The 19,144-nt window shown below is 39.3% G+C and carries 15 protein-coding genes and 2 tRNA genes; 8 read left to right on the forward strand and 9 right to left on the reverse strand.

What is annotated here, in order from left to right; translation table 11 throughout:
* The 4 genes from HQQ94_RS11465 to pdsR form a co-directional block, all read right to left on the reverse strand.
* Entirely contained in the window at positions 1 to 1,170 is a 1,170-nt protein-coding gene (locus tag HQQ94_RS11465; protein WP_173294547.1) for a serine hydrolase, read from the reverse strand.
* A gap of 251 nt (positions 1,171 to 1,421) precedes the next feature.
* The gene (locus tag HQQ94_RS11470) at positions 1,422 to 2,597 is read right to left on the reverse strand and encodes a cystathionine beta-lyase (RefSeq protein WP_173294548.1); all 1,176 of its coding nucleotides are present in this window, start codon (positions 2,595 to 2,597) and stop codon (positions 1,422 to 1,424) included.
* 96 nt (positions 2,598 to 2,693) lie between these two features.
* Positions 2,694 to 4,871, reverse strand: a complete 2,178-nt coding sequence (gene pdsS / locus HQQ94_RS11475) for a proteobacterial dedicated sortase system histidine kinase (RefSeq protein ID WP_173294549.1) — start codon at positions 4,869 to 4,871, stop codon at positions 2,694 to 2,696.
* Positions 4,872 to 4,940: 69 nt separating this feature from the next.
* Positions 4,941 to 5,636, reverse strand: a complete 696-nt coding sequence (pdsR, locus tag HQQ94_RS11480) for a proteobacterial dedicated sortase system response regulator (protein WP_173294550.1) — start codon at positions 5,634 to 5,636, stop codon at positions 4,941 to 4,943.
* A gap of 295 nt (positions 5,637 to 5,931) precedes the next feature.
* Here pdsR and pdsO point away from each other — a divergent pair, with 295 nt between their 5' ends.
* The 7 genes from pdsO to rplY all read left to right on the forward strand — a co-directional run bounded on the left by pdsO (position 5,932) and on the right by rplY (position 12,556).
* Positions 5,932 to 6,627, forward strand: a complete 696-nt coding sequence (gene pdsO, locus HQQ94_RS11485) for a sortase-associated OmpA-like protein PdsO (protein WP_173294551.1) — start codon at positions 5,932 to 5,934, stop codon at positions 6,625 to 6,627.
* 657 nt (positions 6,628 to 7,284) lie between these two features.
* Positions 7,285 to 8,379 carry a hypothetical protein gene (locus HQQ94_RS11490; RefSeq protein ID WP_173294552.1) on the forward strand — a complete coding sequence of 365 codons (1,095 nt, stop codon included), beginning with the start codon at positions 7,285 to 7,287 and terminating at the stop codon, positions 8,377 to 8,379.
* 451 nt (positions 8,380 to 8,830) lie between these two features.
* On the forward strand, positions 8,831 to 9,172 hold the full coding sequence (locus HQQ94_RS11495) for a hypothetical protein (protein ID WP_173294553.1): 342 nt from the start codon (positions 8,831 to 8,833) through the stop codon (positions 9,170 to 9,172).
* A gap of 412 nt (positions 9,173 to 9,584) precedes the next feature.
* Positions 9,585 to 9,670: transfer RNA gene (locus HQQ94_RS11500), tRNA-Leu, on the forward strand.
* 404 nt (positions 9,671 to 10,074) lie between these two features.
* On the forward strand, positions 10,075 to 11,463 hold the full coding sequence (locus tag HQQ94_RS11505; RefSeq protein WP_173294554.1) for a murein L,D-transpeptidase: 1,389 nt from the start codon (positions 10,075 to 10,077) through the stop codon (positions 11,461 to 11,463).
* A 112-nt stretch (positions 11,464 to 11,575) separates the two neighbouring features.
* Positions 11,576 to 12,124 (forward strand): DUF882 domain-containing protein, encoded by a 549-nt coding sequence (locus tag HQQ94_RS11510; protein WP_173294555.1) that lies wholly within the window; start codon positions 11,576 to 11,578, stop codon positions 12,122 to 12,124.
* A gap of 144 nt (positions 12,125 to 12,268) precedes the next feature.
* Complete coding sequence (gene rplY / locus HQQ94_RS11515; protein WP_173294556.1) at positions 12,269 to 12,556, forward strand: 50S ribosomal protein L25; 288 nt, start codon at positions 12,269 to 12,271, stop codon at positions 12,554 to 12,556.
* 69 nt (positions 12,557 to 12,625) lie between these two features.
* Here the strand turns inward: rplY and HQQ94_RS11520 are convergent, their stop codons facing one another.
* The 4 genes from HQQ94_RS11520 to sodB form a co-directional block, all read right to left on the reverse strand.
* A complete protein-coding gene (locus tag HQQ94_RS11520) occupies positions 12,626 to 14,143 on the reverse strand; it encodes a SpoVR family protein (protein ID WP_173294557.1) in 1,518 nt (505 codons plus the stop codon).
* Positions 14,144 to 14,151: 8 nt separating this feature from the next.
* Positions 14,152 to 15,420, reverse strand: a complete 1,269-nt coding sequence (locus HQQ94_RS11525) for a YeaH/YhbH family protein (protein ID WP_173294558.1) — start codon at positions 15,418 to 15,420, stop codon at positions 14,152 to 14,154.
* Between the two features lie 52 nt (positions 15,421 to 15,472).
* The gene (locus HQQ94_RS11530) at positions 15,473 to 17,407 is read right to left on the reverse strand and encodes a PrkA family serine protein kinase (RefSeq protein ID WP_173294559.1); all 1,935 of its coding nucleotides are present in this window, start codon (positions 17,405 to 17,407) and stop codon (positions 15,473 to 15,475) included.
* A gap of 262 nt (positions 17,408 to 17,669) precedes the next feature.
* Entirely contained in the window at positions 17,670 to 18,251 is a 582-nt protein-coding gene (gene sodB / locus HQQ94_RS11535) for a superoxide dismutase [Fe] (RefSeq protein ID WP_173294560.1), read from the reverse strand.
* A gap of 212 nt (positions 18,252 to 18,463) precedes the next feature.
* Between sodB and grxD the strand changes: the two genes are divergently transcribed.
* Positions 18,464 to 18,814 (forward strand): Grx4 family monothiol glutaredoxin, encoded by a 351-nt coding sequence (gene grxD, locus HQQ94_RS11540; protein WP_173294561.1) that lies wholly within the window; start codon positions 18,464 to 18,466, stop codon positions 18,812 to 18,814.
* Between the two features lie 128 nt (positions 18,815 to 18,942).
* Here grxD and HQQ94_RS11545 read toward each other — a convergent pair.
* Positions 18,943 to 19,033 (reverse strand) — tRNA-Ser (locus HQQ94_RS11545).
* Between the last annotated feature and the right edge of the window lie 111 nt (positions 19,034 to 19,144).

Raw genomic sequence — 19,144 nt, forward strand, 5'->3', positions numbered from 1 at the left:
TTACTCGATTAAATGGCTTTTACCTGAGGTTTGTTTTTCTTGCTTGATTAACTGATGCCAAAATTGAGATCCCAGCTCTGCGATAACACGGGATTCGCCATTAAGTAACATGGCCATGCCTATTTTTAGTCGAGGGGAATAGGCGATCTCGGTCACATAGCCGGACACCCATCCAGCGTGATAGATGAGTTCTTCCCCTTCAAAATCATAGACTCGCCACCCTTTTGCATAATGGGCATCATTGAGATAAGTCCGCCATTCACGACGTCTCAACTCTTTGCTGGTTCTAACCCCTGGTTCTGTGATGTCATGGAGTAATTGTGGGCTAAGCACCTTAGGGTTGTTGCCTAAATTGGCCATGAGCCATTTAGATATGTCAGTGATACTTGCATTCACCCCGACTGCGGGCTCAAGTTGATAATAATTCGATTTCACTCTCACTTTTGTAAAGCCTGAACGGGTTTTTATATGTGGGCTAGCACGATTGCTATTGGCTAAAAAAGCGTCCATGCCGATGGAGGCTGTGCTCATTTTTAGTGGAGTAAAAATGTGTTGTTTGATCAGTTTTGCATAGCTTATGCCTGTTTGTTGCTCGATAACAGGTTGGATAAACGAGAAGGCGATATTTTGATAGCTGTAGCAAGTTCCTGGTGAGCACATGGGTGTAAGTTTGGAAAATTTAGGAATGATCTTTGCCAGTTTACCATTCGCATTAAGAATATTGTCATAGCTATTAGGCATTAACCCTGTGCTTTGTCCGATGAGGTGCCCTAATTGTATTTGTTTAGTGACATCAGGATCGGCCAGCGTAAACTCAGGCATATAATGAATAAGCGGATCTTCCCAATTGAATTTTTTTTCATGGACTAGCATAGTGGCTAACGTACCGGCAAACGTTTTAGACACTGAGGCTAGCCTAAATACAGTGTGAGTGTTTATGTTAAGCGTTCCTCCTTTGATACGTTTACCGTATGCACCTATTTGTAAAACCTTATTATTGTCAATGACGACAAATGCCCCACCGGGTACGCCATTTTTTTTCAGTTGTTGATGAAACTCTTGTTTAAAATTATCGCTTAATTCTTGATAATTTGACCGTGCTTGAATGCTAGTGGAGAGAAAAAAACAGATCAGTCCGATTGACACTCGTCGTTGAAGCGTAGACGACATAAAGATAATGACTCCAAAGAATACAATGGCAGTGAAGAAGGAGTGACACTTTGCCCCTTCTAAAAGGTGTTATAAGTAGACGCGCTGCAGTTAAATAAAAGACGTTATCGAACTAGGTTAACAAAAAAAAATCAATAAAACAGTAGATAATTAACAATAACATACCTTTGCATGTGCTTTCTCAGGACAAGATGCGTGACATAATAATAGAATTAAACCGCCATTTGGCGGTTTAATGGTGCAATATAGCGTTAACTTAGTGCTTGATTATATCTCTCGAAGCCTGCATTTAAATCGGCGATTAAATCATCAGGATCTTCCAAACCGACATGCAAACGAATAAGTGGCTTACTGCTGTCCCACTGTGTCGCGGTTCTGAGTCTATCAATGCCAAACACGCCTAAAATTAAGCTTTCAAATCCTCCCCAAGAAAATCCCATCTTAAAGTGTTGCATGTTTTCAACAAATGCTGTGATAGCCGTAAGATCACCCTCTTTTAACACGAAAGAGAATAAACCATTAGATGCCGTAAAATCACGTTTAAAGAATTCATGCCCAGGACAGGTATCGAAAGCTGGGTGCCTAATATGATCGACCTCAGGACGAGATTGCAACCAATTGGCCACTTTAAGCGCATTTTTCTCATGTTGTTGTATTCTAATGCCTAAGGTTCTTAGACCTCGATTGGCGAGGTATACGTCATCGGGAGAGGTACATTGACCCATTAAATAGCTATTTTCTCTTAATTGTTCCCAATGAGCTTCATTCGCCGTTGCTGTGCCCATCATGACATCTGAATGGCCAACAATATATTTAGTTGCAGCTTGAATAGAGATATCAACTCCCATATCAAATGGACGGGAATTGATGGGCGAAGCCCATGTATTATCTAACATAACAATTAATTGGTGTTGATGAGCGATATTGGCAAGTGTGGGTACATCTTGGATCTCCATGGTGATAGAGCCTGGTGATTCAAGAAAGAGTACTTTAGTATTTGGCCTGATAAGTTCACTGATCCCGGCGCCAATCATAGGATCATAATAGGTGGTTTCTATGCCAAAACCCGCTAATAATTTATTGCACAGATCGCGGGTGGGTTCATAAGCGCTGTCGACCATTAATAGGTGATCGCCAGAGGTTAAAAATGACAGCAAAGCACCACCGATCGCAGCAGATCCAGATGGGTACAATGCGGTGCCTACACCACCTTCTAGCTCAGCAATGGCTGCTTGGAATGCAAAATGGGTTGGGCCACCGCGTCTGCCGTAGAACATTTCGCCTTTGGCTCTGTTCTTGGTTGCAAACTTCATTTCTTCCATGGTGTCGAATATCATGGTTGAGGCTCTAAAGACGGGCGGGTTAACGACGCCTTTAGTCCATTTCTTATCTCGTCCAACACTGATGATCTGTGTTTCTTTTTTCATAAGGTGATTATTCCACAATCAAAATGTATTTTTAGCCATCTTAACATCTAAACGGCCAAATGAAAGGGGGTTTATTACTGTGTGCTGACCCCTGGATCATTTGAGTGGTAAGCTTATCAGTATTTCGACCCCAGTATGCTGTGAATTGTTACCGTCTAAGGTGAGGTTTTTTGCGATGATCGTCCCATGATGAAAATCAGTGACTAATCTGGCGATATAAAGCCCTAAACCTAAATGAGGCTTATCTTGTGCCTTTTGTTGCCTGACTGACACCATAGACTCAAATATTTGTTCGGCCATTTTTTCCGGTAACTCAGGCCCTACATTGCTAATAGAGAGCTGAGCGAGTTTGTTTTTTGCTGTGAGTGTGACCGATATGTGTGTACCTTTTAGGCTAAACTCTAAGGCATTAGCAATCAATTTATCCATGAGTTGTGCTATGTATTCTGGCACGCCTGTCATCAATAAGTCGTCATCTGAGATATGAGTGACAAATTCTTGATCTGGGTAGGTGAGTTGGTAACCTTGAACACAACCACTGATGACTTTAGATAAAGGGAAAGTATCAAGATCTGCGTTAGATAAGCTTTCCTCAAGTCGCGTTGCTTCACTCATGTTATTCAAGATCATATTAAGCCTGCTAACCCCTTCTTGCGCACGATCAACATATTTACGGCTATCGGGGTCAAGGTGTTGCAAGCTGAGATGTTCTAATGATGAGCGAACCACGGCGACTGGGGTTCTTAATTCATGTGAGAGTCTGGAACTCATGTGTTCAAGATAATGAGTGTATTGACTTAAGCGACTGACAATATTAGCAAAACTTCTGGAAAGATCGCCTATTTCATCGCGGACGTTAGATCCTTTAATCGATTGCTTAATTCGACCTTGGCTGTCGATGGCCTTTTCTGCTTCATCCCTGAGTTTGCGAATACGGCTAGAGATACTCGAGGCGAAGAAAAAGAGTGCCAATGTCCCCATACTCATGACGGTGATGATGACGTTGAAGAGTTTTTCTAGTGCTTTATTTCTTAGGGTTCTTATTCCGTGAGTGGTTTCCTCTGAGATGACTGCCCCCATGACTTTATCATCAATCCAAATAGGACTGGCAGCTGCTAAAATAACCGCTTTATTATCAGGGGTTAATCGCCATGTCGATCCCTGTTTACCTGAGAGTGCCTGTTTAATATGACTGCCACCAAGTACCGTAGAATCTTGTAAAGAATCGATAAAATCTTTGGCTGGAATGGTTAATATTTGATAATAAAGGGGGTGTAAATATTCGTTTTTAAATTTTTCCCAGAAGGTGGGCACAGGCCGCTCTATAAGCGTGCGGCTCCAAACACTGTTATTGGTTCGAATATCACCTGATTTGGCAAGTACACGTCCATGTCTATCTACTACCCAAATTCGAGAGCTGTTATGGCTCATTCCTTTAATGATGCTTTCTATTTCGGGAGAGGGAACAAGGACGGTACCGAGTTTATTCACATCATCAATGGCTGAGGTACCTATAATAGCGTCTAAATGACCGGTTTTAGCATTGTTGATATCGTAAATAGCGACTCCTAATTTACTGCCAACCATCTTAAGTGGAATGCGCAGTTCGACGTTATATCCTACTGCTGTTTTCTTCCACTTCCCTTGGATCTTCACTTCCGGTGTCACCGGGCTTGAAAGAGCCTGATTTTCTGAAAGTTCAAAGGCACTAAACCAACCATCTTGAGTCGTTGCGACAATGTAGCGTTTAAATCGACCATCGGGTGCCAATGTGGCGATAGCAAGATGATCATTGTGAGTGATAGAGAGGTTATTTTTACCCCGGTAGATAACATTGGGATCGGTGACTTCGAAAAACGCGTAAAGGTACCCAGCATATTTACCTACCATATGGGTAAAGTTCATGGTTAGTGGTGTGTTGAGATTAGCTTTATATATTTGATTATGTTCACCATAGTTGATACTTTTATGTCGATAAGGTGCCCAGTCGGCTAATTTACCATCAAGTTGGATTGGGCCTGACAGCGGATAAGCGTAAAGATCCCGTCCCTGTTCTACCTGAGTGTGGAAACTCGCTTGCGTATCAAATAATGTAGGTCTTTCATGTAGGGCGGTGGCTAACGCTTGTGTTGTTCCTTCTAAGGTTTTTTCCTGACCATATCTGAGATACTTTTCCATTTCCCAGACATATTGGTAACCGAGCCAAGGCAAGCAGAGCAGAAACAAAGATAATATAGCAACCTTAGTCCTTAGACCTATGGGAAGATTCAACATACAGCTTTCTCTGTGTGGAAAGGAATGAAATGACCGATAATAGTGGTGAATAAAGCGGTCAACGTGGCATTAAAGGGGTTGTGGTTCCCAGCGATAGCCCATACCATAAACCGTGTCTATACAATTAAACTGAGGATCTTGTGCGATAAATTTCTTTCTTATTCGTTTTACATGGGATGTGATGGTACTGTCGTCGACAAATATTTTTGCTTCTTGCATGAGATGTTGACGATTTTTAACATGACCTGGACGTTTAGCCAGCGAATGGACCATCCAAAATTCAGTGACAGTCAACTCGATCGGGGCTTTATTCCAACATACCTGCATACGGTTAGCATCAATGGTCAATGAACCTCTTTCGAGTAAATGTTCAATCTCGAGCGATTTCCCCTGCAGTTCAGCGCGTCTAAATAACGCTGCTAAGCGAGCGATTAAGTGAGGAAAACTGACATCTTTGCTTAGGTAATCATCAGCGCCTAGCCGTAAACCACACACAGTATCAAAGTCACTGTCTCTTGCGGTTAAAAAGATGATGGGCAAATTACTCGACATAGCTCTTAGTGATTGGCAGAGGTGAAAACCACCGTCAATTTCATCTTCTAAGCCAATATCGATGATCGCCAAGTCGGGTAATCGAGCTGAAAAAGCCACCATGGCACTGGGGCGGTTGGCATATGCTTGGACGCTATAACCCTGTTGCTGTAACACTTCTTTATAATTTTCCCGTATTGCCTCTTCATCTTCTACAATGGCGATGCGTTTCATCAATGATTACCTTTAGTGTGACGCTACTGTTTACCAGTTAGTGGTGTGTTTAACTGAGTTGATGACCGCTATTGTTGTCATATCGAAATCAGTATCGCCAGTGACTATACAGGAAAATGTCTGCGATTAAAGACACTGCGATGAATTGCCATTTTGTTGCCACTATTCATGTGTGTAATGTCATTTTATTTCCATGTTGGAGCCATGTATTTTTTGTTTAATTTAGCTATCGAAATTAAGGGCATATTGCGGTCAATCTTGTGCCTTATTTTTAATCCCTTGATAGGAACTCACAATGAACAAGAAAATATATCCTCTTTTACTGACCAGCACGCTCATTATTTCAAATGCCAGTGATGCATCTGAACATATTAATGAAAGAGCGCACAATGAGGAACTGATTGGCGTGACCTCAGGGATCGTCCTTGGGGCGGTTGTTGCTGGGCCGGTGGGAGCGATCATTGGGGCTTTTACCGGGGTATTAATCGGCAAGTCTGTTGGCGATGACTCTGAAATAGATGCCCAAGACGCCAAAATAGCCGAAAAGGACTCACAAATACAGATGTTAAGTAATGAGACTAAACAGTTAGTAGAACTAAAGCAGGGTCAAGCGCAACAATTAACCAAATTAGGCATGAGATTAACGCTTCCGTTTACAACAGGCTCTTCGGAGCTTGCTCGTCACATTAAGCAACAACTTGATGACTTGGCCTATGCCATGTCAATGTCGCCTGAATTGACAGTAGAGTTGACAGGTTATGCCGATAGAAGGGGGGACTCGACGTATAACCAAGCCCTATCAGAGCAACGGGTCGCTGAAGTGAAAAGTTACTTAGTCGCTCAAGGCGTCGATAATCGTCGTCTTACACTTAAGGCATTTGGTGCTAATGCGCCTCTGAGTGAAACTCAAAATACTGAAAATGATTTCTTTGATAGACGAGTTAATATTCAGTTTATTTCAAGTGAGGCTAGGCCCACTATTAATCAATAATATTGATAATGTAACCATATTGATTGTATTTTTTCATGGTTGTATATAGTAAAGACTCAATCATCAAGTTTGATGATTGAGTCTTTACTTATTATATACAGGTGCAGGCTAAAATGAATCGATAATTAGTTAACTTGTCATTTTTAACATGTTACATTTTCAATTACTATCTCGAGTGAAATACCATATCCTATCCTCGTTGTCAGTATGTATAAAGTCCAATTCCCCTTTCTCATTTATTTGTCAAAAAGTACCACGCTATTGTGTGACCAAATCTAATACACGTATTTATATCGGATGTTCTTTGTGGAAGATTTATTTTTATTTTGAGGTGTTTTTTGACTTAAATCTTCGTTAAATCAAGCTATAAAAAGAAAAATTGCTAATATTTTGGTTATTTTTAGCACATCTTTATATATGGTCTACAATACAAGTGCTTGTTCATGAAAAGTACTTGTATTTAGTCATTAAATAGCTAGGTTTAATGTGACTAATGATGTCATAGGTATGAATGTCAACATAATTAATAATGAGAAAAGATGTCACTCCTTCAAGGGGGAAAGATAACAATACTCGCTCAATGTTGTAGTACTCAGTAATTAAATCTAACCACTCACGCTGTTAATATTAGCGTCAGTAAAAGGAAAAGGAATAATCATGAAATCACTTTCACTTTTAACTATGGGCATTTTATTAAGCGCTAATGCATATGCTGGTGATATTAGAATCAATGGCTTTGCTACGGTAGCGGCTGGTATGCTGACCAAAGATGATGGATATGCAGCTGATGCAACCTATGACAGTATGACAGATGAGTTGTCATTTAAAGATCTTTCGGTGTTTGGTTTGCAATTTAACGCAGACATGGGTGAAGGGTTATCAGCAGTTGCGCAACTTGTTTCGCGTGGGACTAAAGATTTTAAACCCGAATTGGAATGGGCTTATGTGAGTTATGATTTTACTGAAGCACTTAACTTTAAAGTTGGCCGACTTAGATTACCGACCTATTTTTATTCAGAATACCTAGATGTGAGTTATACCTACCCTTGGTTAACACCTCCAATTGAAGTTTATGCTGCGCTGATCACCAGTTATGATGGTTTCTCTATGCTTTATTCTTCCAGCTTAGGTCCTGTGGATTATTCACTTCAGGTTGGATATGGTTCGAGTGAGCTGAATATACCTTCGTTAGGTGATGTTGCAGCTGATTTTGATTTATTGGTGAACTTTGATTTTTCTTATGACATCTGGTCGACGAAACTGGTGTATATGAACGCGAAAACGAGTATTTCTAGTGCAGGTCTAAATGGATTGCAAGCATTGTTTCCAGATCTGCCGAATACTATTGTGGGAGACGAAGTACCAGATCAAATTTATGGTGTGGCCTCATATTTAGATTTTGGCACTGTTTATATGGGGGTGGAGTACACCTATATTGGCTTTGAAGATACACATTTTGTGTTAAATAATGATAATCGTTTTATGGCGACAACAGGTTATCGCTTCAGTGATTTCACCCTACATTATAGTTACAGTACCTCCATCAAATCCAATGATAAAGGGATGCTCGATCCATTGCGACCAGGATATGCTGCTATATCGGACGGTAATGATGTTACCACACACACGGTCGGCCTTCGTTGGGACTTCCATCCTAGTGCGGCATTTAAAATTGATGGAGGTACCACAGAAGACGTTATTACAAATACCGAGGCTGATTTTGTTAGGGCGGGTATGACGGTGGTATTTTAAACTCAGGATAACCTCTGCTTTTCTCGTAGGAGAAAGTGGAGGTTATCAATTCAATTTGGCTTTAATAAGATGAACAGTCCCTCTATTTTACGTGAGTATATTGTATTCGTTAATGATAAAAAAAGAGAGCCATGACCCCGTAAAACTGTGTTAGTAAACACCTGTGGCGCATTGCCTGCTTACGTTTATCCTATAACCCTCTTTCAATCTCAGTTTAGCTTAAAATACACCAGATAAACATTTTTATGCTGAAAAAAACGAAATCAAGGATACTCTACAGCCCTTTTACCATACAGATATGTAAATCTTAACCTCATCAATCATAGGCTTAATAGCGTTCACATTTGTCCGTTATCGTCGATAAATATGACTGCTCATCATTATTGACACGTTATTTTGTTAAAACAGGTTATAATTATTATTAAATCTTTTATAGAGTTAATTCCATACAATGTCAACGAAGCTACCGCAAGAGAAAAAACTCACTGTGACGTGTAGAGTCGAACCGGGTTGTTTGGGCCCAGATGGTATTGAGCACATCGAATCATTTTGCCGGTTTTCTCATCAAGAACTCAAAAAAGTAGACGCAGAATTTATTAAATGGTTACCTTTGCCCCGCTATGATAAATCCCTTTCTGAGATGGAATACTCTGTTGCGAGTAAATTACTCACACGTGAAAAAGCGTCACAATATCTCGCTCATTTTGAATGTGAACTCGATGAGTTTGAAGAACATTTTCATGATAAGTTGTCAACCCTTATTAATGATTTTTTAGCGAATAGAAAACATTAATACCCTGTTCATTTGTGTTTGTAAGCGAGAAAGACATCATTCATCATAATACTGATTATCTCCTAAGCTGAAGACCGATATGCTTACCAAATCGACATAATGAATGTAAAACAAACTCAGAAGAATGTTTTTTAATCATTTGAATCAAAAGATAAAAACTTTATATTGACTCATTTTAAAAAATGGTTAAAGTGTCGATTCTTTAGTTGGCACTGCAGTCATCGGGGTGTATTTTTAGTTATTGTGTTCTGCAACAGTTTGCGATGGCAGAACGGCTATACTGCGATGAAAAATCAGTTGGGCTTTTTCGACTCTGGCCACAACACTATATTTAGATATTAATGAGTTTGATTCAATAAGAATTAGGCAGTATTAACTACCGATAATACGCATCATGAATATCAACGAGTTTGCCCGAGTGGTGGAATCGGTAGACACAAGGGATTTAAAATCCCTCGCTGAATAAGCGTGCCGGTTCAAGTCCGGCCTCGGGTACCACATTATCTTTAATACACGAAAGCCCTGATCTTATCAGGGCTTTTTCATGTGTTATTGCTTATTTGTTTTGCACTGACAAATGGTACCAATGACCATATTCTTATCTTTTGTTATAACGTTTGGCTCGCTTATGTGTGATAGCTAGACGTTATCTGAAGGTATATATTCGTTTCTATTTTTGGACTTAACAATATAAAAATCTGAAAAATATAATTTTTTATATGAATAGCTTCTTAAATTATTGCAGAAGATAACAGGAAAAAGTGTCCATGTAACTATGTGATCTTAAATACACCTTTGGCGTTATCTACTTTCAAGAGATAAACTTTGTTGAGTGGTAGTCAGTCATTAGACATGGAATGTGTTCCTCATCTAATGCAATTGGTGATAATAAGAGGTGGATTATGTACCAAGAGAAGTTGAGGAGAATTATTTGTAGCGTACTATTTACTTTATTCTACAGTACTCCAGCGTCAGCATTAGATAGAGTCGATGCGGCCATTAACTCTCTTTACCATCAAATTCAACTCGTAAATTTAATCAATCCTTCTGAAGTGCTGATGGAATATCAAGCTATTTTGGCTCAAGGAACAAGAGACGAACAGTTGAAGATTATCGATAATGTTCAACTTGATTTAGCGCAATTTTGGCGTTCAGTCAATATTCCTATTCAGGGGGGGATATTGACTGACGATTTACATCAAAATGCGATGTTATTGGAACCCATTTCTCAAGACTATCTTCCTATCAGTAATCGCATCAGATATTTACTTTGGATCCATCAACACCAAAATTGGAAGGCAATGGTGTTGAATGTGTGGTTGGAAGCGGGTGATGAACATCCTGCTATTCCTGAGATTAGACAACGATTACAGTGGCTTGGGGATTTGACTGATGTGGAAGTTAATAACAATTTAATGACCTCAGCGTTAGTGGAAGCTATATTACGTTTTCAACATCGCCATGGTTTAAAGCAAGATGGGATCATAGGGCCTGCAACGTTAAGGTGGATAAATCTTACCCCGAAAAAAAGGGCAACATTATTAGCAAATAATTTTATAAACAAAACCAGTTATCTGGCTATTATTGGTGCGCGATTTTTATTGGTAAATATTCCGGCTTTTGAGATGATATTGGTGGATAAAGGGGAGGTACAATTGCAGTCTAGAGTGATTGTCGGTAAACCTTATCGTCAAACTCCTAGATTAAGTAGCCATATTTCCAATATGGTATTAAACCCGAGTTGGAGAGTCCCAACAAGGCTACTCAGACGTGATTTGTTACCTAAAGTTCGTCAAAATGGGTCATATATCAGTGAACATAATTTTGATGTGTATAACTCAGTTGGATCGCAGATTGTTAAAACGCCTGAAGAGTGGCAGGAGCTGGCGGGAGGTCGATTTCCGTATCGATTAGAACAAAAGCCAGGGGAAGAGAACACCTTAGGTCGTTACAAATTTTATTTTGAGAATAAGTACAATATTTACCTTCATGATACATACGATAAAGCGTTATTTGAAGAGTCAAATAGAGCACTTTCTTCTGGTTGTATTCGTGTTGAAAAGGTGGAATCTTTAGCTAATTGGTTGGCGTCTAATTTAGTTAAGGATAAGCAAACTTGGGTCGAGTTACAAACTGACAGAGAGAAAACTCAATGGTTTTCCTTTGATCATTCTTTAGCGGTGCACTTAGTGTATTGGACAGCTTGGATGGACAGGAAAGGCTTAGCTCAGTTTAGAAATGATATTTATCACCAAAATTCAATGCTTAATCTTGTTTCGATGAAAGAGTAACTTTCTCACTTACTAACGATAACATTACTTTGTATAAAGTTAACTTGATTTCGTCCTTATTTCAGTTTAATTTATCTGAAATTATGGTTGTAAAATAGTCAGTGGTGAGAGAGTGTCTTTAGTGTGTCCAGTCCGTAGGCAAGTATTATTAGGCCTTAGTGGCGTTGCTGTATTTTCAGCTATCCCGTCAGAAGCGCAAGCGAGTCGCTCGGCTAAAGGAGTGAAAAGTTTAGGTTTTCATAACCTCCATACAGGAGAGCGCAGCCAAGGAAATTACTGGGTAAATGGACATTATCAAGAAGGGGTGCTATCTAAATTTAGCCACGCATTGAGAGATCATCGCAGTAATGAATCAGTACCAATGGATAAACGGTTATATGATCTTCTGTTTATGCTCAAGGCGTCACTCATGACAGAACAGGATTTTAATGTCATATCGGGTTATCGCTCTCCAGAAACTAATGCGATGTTGGCGTCTAAAAGTCACAATGTTGCGAAGCAAAGTTATCATATGAAAGGGATGGCAATGGATATTGCTATTGATGATGTTAAGTTGAACGATGTACGTGAAGCAGCCATAGCGCTTAAACTTGGTGGTGTTGGGTATTACCCTCGCTCAGGGTTCATTCATGTCGATACTGGGCCTGTCCGCACCTGGTAAATGGATAAAAGTTGGCTAAGGGGGAATACATCCTAAAATGATTTGTTAGCTTCATGGGGGTGTGTTAATATTCGCGCGCAATAAACAGCGTCTTCGTTGGTCGAAAATGAAGACAATCGAAATTAATTAATTAAGTGAGAAACCATGTCTTATACTATCGCTGCACAAGTCCGTACTGAAATCGGGAGAGGTTCGAGCCGCCGCCTACGTCATGCTGACAAAGTTCCGGCAGTTATCTATGGTGCGGGTAAAGAACCTGTTGCTATCGTTTTTGATCATAAAGATATCATCAACATTCAAAGTAACGATGATTTTTACACGAACGCACTAACGATTAATCTTGATGGTGCTGATGTAAAAGTTAACGTTAAAGCTATGCAACGCCATGCGTTTAAGAGCCTTATTGAGCACGTAGATTTCACATACGCTTAATTGTATTGTGTTATTCATAAAAAAGCGCCTATTGGCGCTTTTTTTGTGGGTAATGATTTCGTATTTATTCTATTCGTTTTCTTCTGTTGGGCAAACGGCAATGATGGTTAGCTCTCCTTCATCGTTGAGTTCTTCTAATTTTACATCAAACCCCCAAAGTCGGTGTAAATGCTTGACAACTTCATGGCGACTTTTTGAAAGAGGTACGCGGTTTGTTGGGACGTACCTCAATGTCAATGATCTATCTCCTTTAACATCTACACTTTGAACTTGGATGTTAGGCTCTAAGTTTGATAGGTTATATTGCTGAGATAGCATTTGCCGAATATCTTTATAACCTTGTTCGTCGTGAATAGCCGAAACGGATAAATAATTTTTCTTATCGTCATCTAAAATACCAAACAGTTTGAATTGACGAATAATATTTGGCGATAAATACTGACTAATAAAACTTTCATCCTTAAAGTTTTGCATCGCGAAATGCAGTGTTTCAAGCCAATTACTGCCCGCAATATCTGGAAACCAATGTTTATCTTCTTGAGTTGGTTCTTCACATATCCGTCTAATATCAACAAACATATTAAACCCTAATGCGTAGGGATTAATGCCACTATAATAGGGACTATTATAATTGGGTTGTGCGACAACATTGGTGTGATTTTGTAAAAACTCCATCATAAATCTATCGGTAACTAAACCATCATCATAGAGATGGTTTAGTATGGTATAGTGCCAAAATGTGGCCCAACCTTCGTTCATCACTTGAGTTTGTTTTTGTGGATAGAAGTATTGCCCCATCTTACGAACGATACGGACAATTTCTCGTTCCCACGGTTTTAATAGCGGAGCGTGTTTTTCTATAAAATAGAGAATATTTTCTTGGGGCTCTTCTGGAAAATGGAAACTCGGTTTTTCTTTAATATTATGCTGTGTTAATGGGACTGTCCGCCAGAGATCATTGACTTGGCTTTGCAAGTATTCTTCACGATCTTTTTGTCTGAGCTGTTCTTCTTTGAACGAGATCTCGCTGGGGCGTTTATACCTATCAACACCGTAATTCATTAAGGCATGACAAGAGTCTATGACGAGTTCGACTTGCTCAGCTCCGTGAATTTCCTCACATTGACTTATGTAATTTTTAGCAAAAACAAGATAATCAATGATCGAGCTTGCATCAGTCCATGTTTTGAAAAGATAATTATTTTTAAAGAAACTATTATGACCAAAACAGGCGTGGGCCATTACCAATGCTTGCATTGTGATGGTGTTTTCTTCCATGAGGTAAGCGATACATGGATCTGAATTAATCACAATTTCATAAGCAAGGCCCATTTGACCACGTTTGTAGCTTTGTTCAGTCTCAATGAACTTTTTACCAAATGACCAGTGAGTATACCCTATGGGCATGCCGATCCCCGCATAGGCATCCATCATCTGTTCGGCTGTGATCACCTCAATTTGATTAGGGTAAGAGTCCAGTTTATAGTGGGTTGCTACTTTCTCTATTTCTGTTAAGTAATTTTGAAGTAGATCAAAATTCCAATCAGGTCCATCGTCAAGTGGTACTCTCTTTTTCTTTTTAGCCATAACGCCCCCTAAACAGCTTGTTTTTTAAATAGTTCTCTAAATACAGGGTATATGTCTTCGGCTTGCTTGATATGCTGTACAGCGATGTTATCGAAGTCTTTTTGCAAGCTCTCATATTCTCGCCAAAGTGTTTGGTGAGCACGATTGGTGATCTCTATATAGCTAAAGTATCTCACGACAGGTAAAAGTTTGGTTTCCAAGAGTTTTTTACATCCTGGAGAATCATCGGCCCAATTGTCACCGTCTGAAGCTTGAGCTGCATAAATATTCCACTCGTTTTCTGGGTAACGTTCTTTTTGTATTTGATGCATGAGTTTTAGTGCGCTTGAAACGATGGTGCCACCGGTTTCCTGAGAGTAGAAAAATTCATGTTCATCAACTTCCTTTGCTTGAGTATGGTGACGAATATAGACAACATCTAGATTTTTATAGGTTCGAGTCAGAAATAGGTATAATAAAATATAAAAACGTTTAGCCATGTCTTTGGTTGCTTGATCCATAGAACCAGAGACATCCATAATACAGAACATGACAGCTTGGCTAGAAGGGATCTCCCTTTTGGCAAAATTGTTATACCTAAGATCGAAAGTATCGATGAAAGGAACTTTCGCAATTTTCTGTTTTAATGCCGTGATCTCTTGTTTTAAAAATAAGATTCTTTCAGTTTCTGCCCCAGGCGTATTTTCCAATTCCTCTAGTTCAATGATGAGTTTATTCAGTTCTTTCTTTTTCGATGATGACATGGCTATTCGTCTGGCGAGCGATGATCTCAGCGAGCGAACAATATTAATGTTTGATGGAACCCCTTCATTGGAGAAACCTGCTCTATAAACTTGGTATTCAACGAGTTTATTTAGACGGTTATTTTGTAAGTTAGGCAGTTCAAGATCTTCAAAGAGCAGTTCTAAATATTCATCTTTTGAGATTTGAAAGACAAAATCATCTTCACCTTCTCCTGAATCAGAAGCATCACCTTGACCTGCACCTTGACCATTACCTGATGGTGGACGCTCTATTTTGTCACCTCGCGTAAATTGGTCATTGCCTGGATGAACTCGCTCTCTTACTCCTCCTTTGCCCTGATGAAAAGAGGGCTCAGTGATATCTCGCGTTGGGATCCCTATTTTCTCTCCTTTATCTACATCCGTTACACTTCTTCTGGTCACAGCATCACTAACAGACTTTTTGATTTGTTGCTTATATCTATTAATGAAACGTTGACGGTTGACTGTGCTTTTTCCTTTAGCATTAAGTCGTCTATCGATAAAATTTGCCATGCGTACCTCCCAAGTCATAGTAGGGAGCAAGCTCCCTACCTCTGTCTCTAAATTAAGAGGACTTACGTACTCTCAGATACCATTCTGACAGCAGTCTGACCTGTTTTTTGGTGTACCCTTTATCCATCATACGATCGATAAAATCATCATGTTTTCGTTGATCATCCGTTGACGTTTTAGCATTGAAAGAGATAACAGGTAATAGATCTTCTGTATTTGAGAACATTTTTTTCTCTATGACCACTCGGAGTTTTTCATAGCTGGTCCAGAGTGGATTAGAGCCGTCGTTATTGGCTCTAGCTCTCAATACAAAGTTAACTATTTCGTTACGGAAATCTTTGGGATTACTTATCCCCGCAGGTTTCTCAATTTTTTCAAGTTCAGCATTAAGTGCTGAACGGTCGAAAAGCTGACCCGTTTCTGGATCTCGATATTCTTGATCTTGGATCCAAAAATCAGCATAAGTGACGTACCTGTCGAAAATATTTTGCCCATATTCGGAGTAAGATTCGAGATAAGCGGTTTGAATTTCTTTGCCGATAAATTCAACATATTTAGGGATAAGGTAACCTTTGAGGAACTCGAGGTAACGCTCAGCCGTATCTGCAGGAAATTGTTCTTGTTCAATTTGTTTTTCAAGTACATAGAAAAGGTGAACTGGGTTGGCGGCAATTTCACTATGATCGAAATTAAAGACTTTAGACAGAATTTTAAAAGAGAAGCGGGTTGATAGCCCATGCATGCCTTCGTCGACGCCGGCATAGTCTCGATATTCTTGATAAGACTTAGCTTTTGGATCGGTATCTTTTAAGCTTTCCCCATCATACACGCGCATTTTTGAGTAGATGGAAGAGTTTTCTGGTGCCACCATTCTCGATAGCACACTAAATTGCGCTAAGGTTTCTAAGGTACCAGGAGCACAAGGTGCCTTAACTAACTCAGAATGGCAAAGCAACTTATTGTAAATCAAAATCTCTTCGGTCACTCTTAAGCAATATGGAACTTTAACAATGTAAACTCTATCTAAAAAAGCTTCATTGGTTTTATTATTTCTAAATGTTGTCCACTCTGACTCGTTGGAATGTGCAAGGATTATTCCATTATAGGGCAGGGCTGATAAGCCTTCAGTTCCATTATAATTACCTTCCTGTGTTGCCGTTAATAGAGGGTGGAGCACCTTAATGGGCGCTTTAAACATCTCTACAAACTCCATCAATCCTTGGTTAGCTCGACATAATGCACCAGAATAAGAATACGCATCGGCATCATTTTGAGCAAAATGTTCCAATTGCCTAATGTCAACCTTACCGACTAAGGATGAAATATCTTGGTTATTTTCATCTCCAGGCTCTGTTTTGGCGATGGCCATTTGATCTAAAATAGCAGGAAAGACTTTAACTACCTTAAATTGAGAAATATCACCGCCGAATTCATGTAAGCGTTTTACCGCCCATGGTGACATAATGCATTTTAGGTATCGATGAGGGATTTTGTAGTCTTTAAGCAGTAAATCACTGTCTTCCTCAGGGTTAAATAAGCAAAATGGATGATCATTTACTGGGCTTCTTTGGCCATTTGCACTGAGAATATAAATAGGTATATTTTGCATTAATGATTTTAATTTTTCAGCTAAAGATGACTTACCGCCACCGACGGGTCCTAGCAAGTAGAGGATTTGTTTCGATTCCTCCAGTCCCTGTGCTGAATGTTTAAGGTAGGCGACTATCTGTTGGATAGCTTCCTCCATACCATAGAAATTTTTAAACTCTGGGTAGCGTGAAATTAACCGGTTAGAAAATATTCTACTGAGAATGGGATCTTTCGATGTGTCGACAACTTCAGGCTCCCCAATGGCAAGAAGCAGTCTCTCAGCGGCCGAGGCATAAGAGCTTCGGTTTTCTTTACAGATAGTTAAAAATTCCTGTAATGAATATTCTTCGTCTAGTTTTTTTTCATAGCGCTGTTGGTAATGTTCAAATATGCTCATATTTCACCCCCTGAAACGCCCAAATAGGTTGAAAGCGATAACTGAAAATCAGTCTCCTAATATTAATATTAGACCAAATAATGAAGTAAGGATTAAAAAAATTCAAATAAAACAATGACAAACAGTTGCAAATGCAACAGTTGCAAGTGTGAGAACATCGAGATGCTGAGAGATGAGTGGGTTGATAAAAATAAAAAGGAGCGATAAATAGCTCCTTATATTTTGAGAGACGGGTATGCTAACTCGTCACTTTTTACGGTAATTATGCAAAGTTTTGGTTAACAAAATCCCAGTTTACCAATTCCCAGTAATGAGCAAGATAATCAGGTCTAACATTGCGATAATCTATGTAGTAAGCATGCTCCCAGACATCGACAGTCATGATAGGTGTGACATTACTATCGGTTAATGGTGTGGCAGCGTTACTTGTGTTGACGATGGCGACTGAGCCATCAGCATTTTTGACTAGCCAAGTCCAAGCACTACCGAAATTATTGACAGCAGAATCTGTAAATAGTGCTTTAAATTTTTCAAATGACCCAAAAGCTTCATCAATAGCTTTAGCGACAGGACCTGTAGCTACGCCACCACCGTTTGGTGATAGGCAGTTCCAGTAGAATGTATGATTCCAAATTTGTGCAGCATTATTGAAAACCCCACCAGAAGATGTCTTAATGACTTCTTCTAAGCTTTTTTCTGCTAATTCAGTACCTTCTACCAAGCCGTTAAGCTTAACAACATAAGTGTTATGATGTTTGCCATAATGATATTCGATAGTTTCTTGAGAAATATGCGGTTCAAGAGCATCTTTAGCGTAAGGTAATGCAGGTAATTCAAAAGCCATTGCGTTTCTCCACTCAATATAAAATTGATTTATAGTACTTGTTAGAATGATTTTACTAGAAAAATCACCAACAGTATGTTCAATTATAAGATTATTGCAATCGAAAAAAACGGTAAATAAAAACCCTCTAAAAAGTAGGTTTTAGTTCTTGTGTTACCTGAAGTACAATAGGGGAAATTTGTTCGTTATCGCATACGAGTTAGGAAATAAAAATGGAAACAAACGAAACGGTAGATAAAATCAAACAGCAGTTATCTGAAAATCCTATCATAGTATACATGAAAGGGTCTCCTAAATTGCCGAGTTGTGGTTTTTCATCTCAAGTTGCTCAAATTATGATTAACTGCAATGCACAATTTGCGTATGTTGATATTTTACAGCATCCAGATATACGTAGTGAATTACCAAAATATGCTAATTGGCCTACTTTTCCGCAATTGTGGATCGAAGGTGAATTAATTGGCGGTTGCGATATTTTGACAGAGATGTTCCAACAAGGCGAATTGCAAACCTTGATCTCTGAGATTGCTGCAAAGTATCAATCTGAAGAAGATGCTTCTTAACGTTTTCATCAGGTTGATTGACTAGGATAAAAAAGCCTTTTATGTGAAAGGCTTTTTATGTAAAGTATGTTACTTTTAATATCGTATACGAAAAAGGGCTATCAATATGATAGCCCTTTTTCTAAATATGGCGGTGAGTTAGGGGTTCGAACCCTAGATGGGCTATAAACCCATACACACTTTCCAGGCGTGCGCCTTCAGCCACTCAGCCAACTCACCAATTTATGGTTTACAAACTAACAATAAAACCAATTGCTTTGCTTGCTAACGGGGCGGTACCTTACGCAAAAGTCCGGTGATGGTCAAGTGGTAAAATATACATTTCAATCA

The organism is Shewanella sp. VB17, from assembly GCF_013248905.1.
Taxonomy (GTDB): Bacteria; Pseudomonadota; Gammaproteobacteria; order Enterobacterales; family Shewanellaceae; genus Shewanella.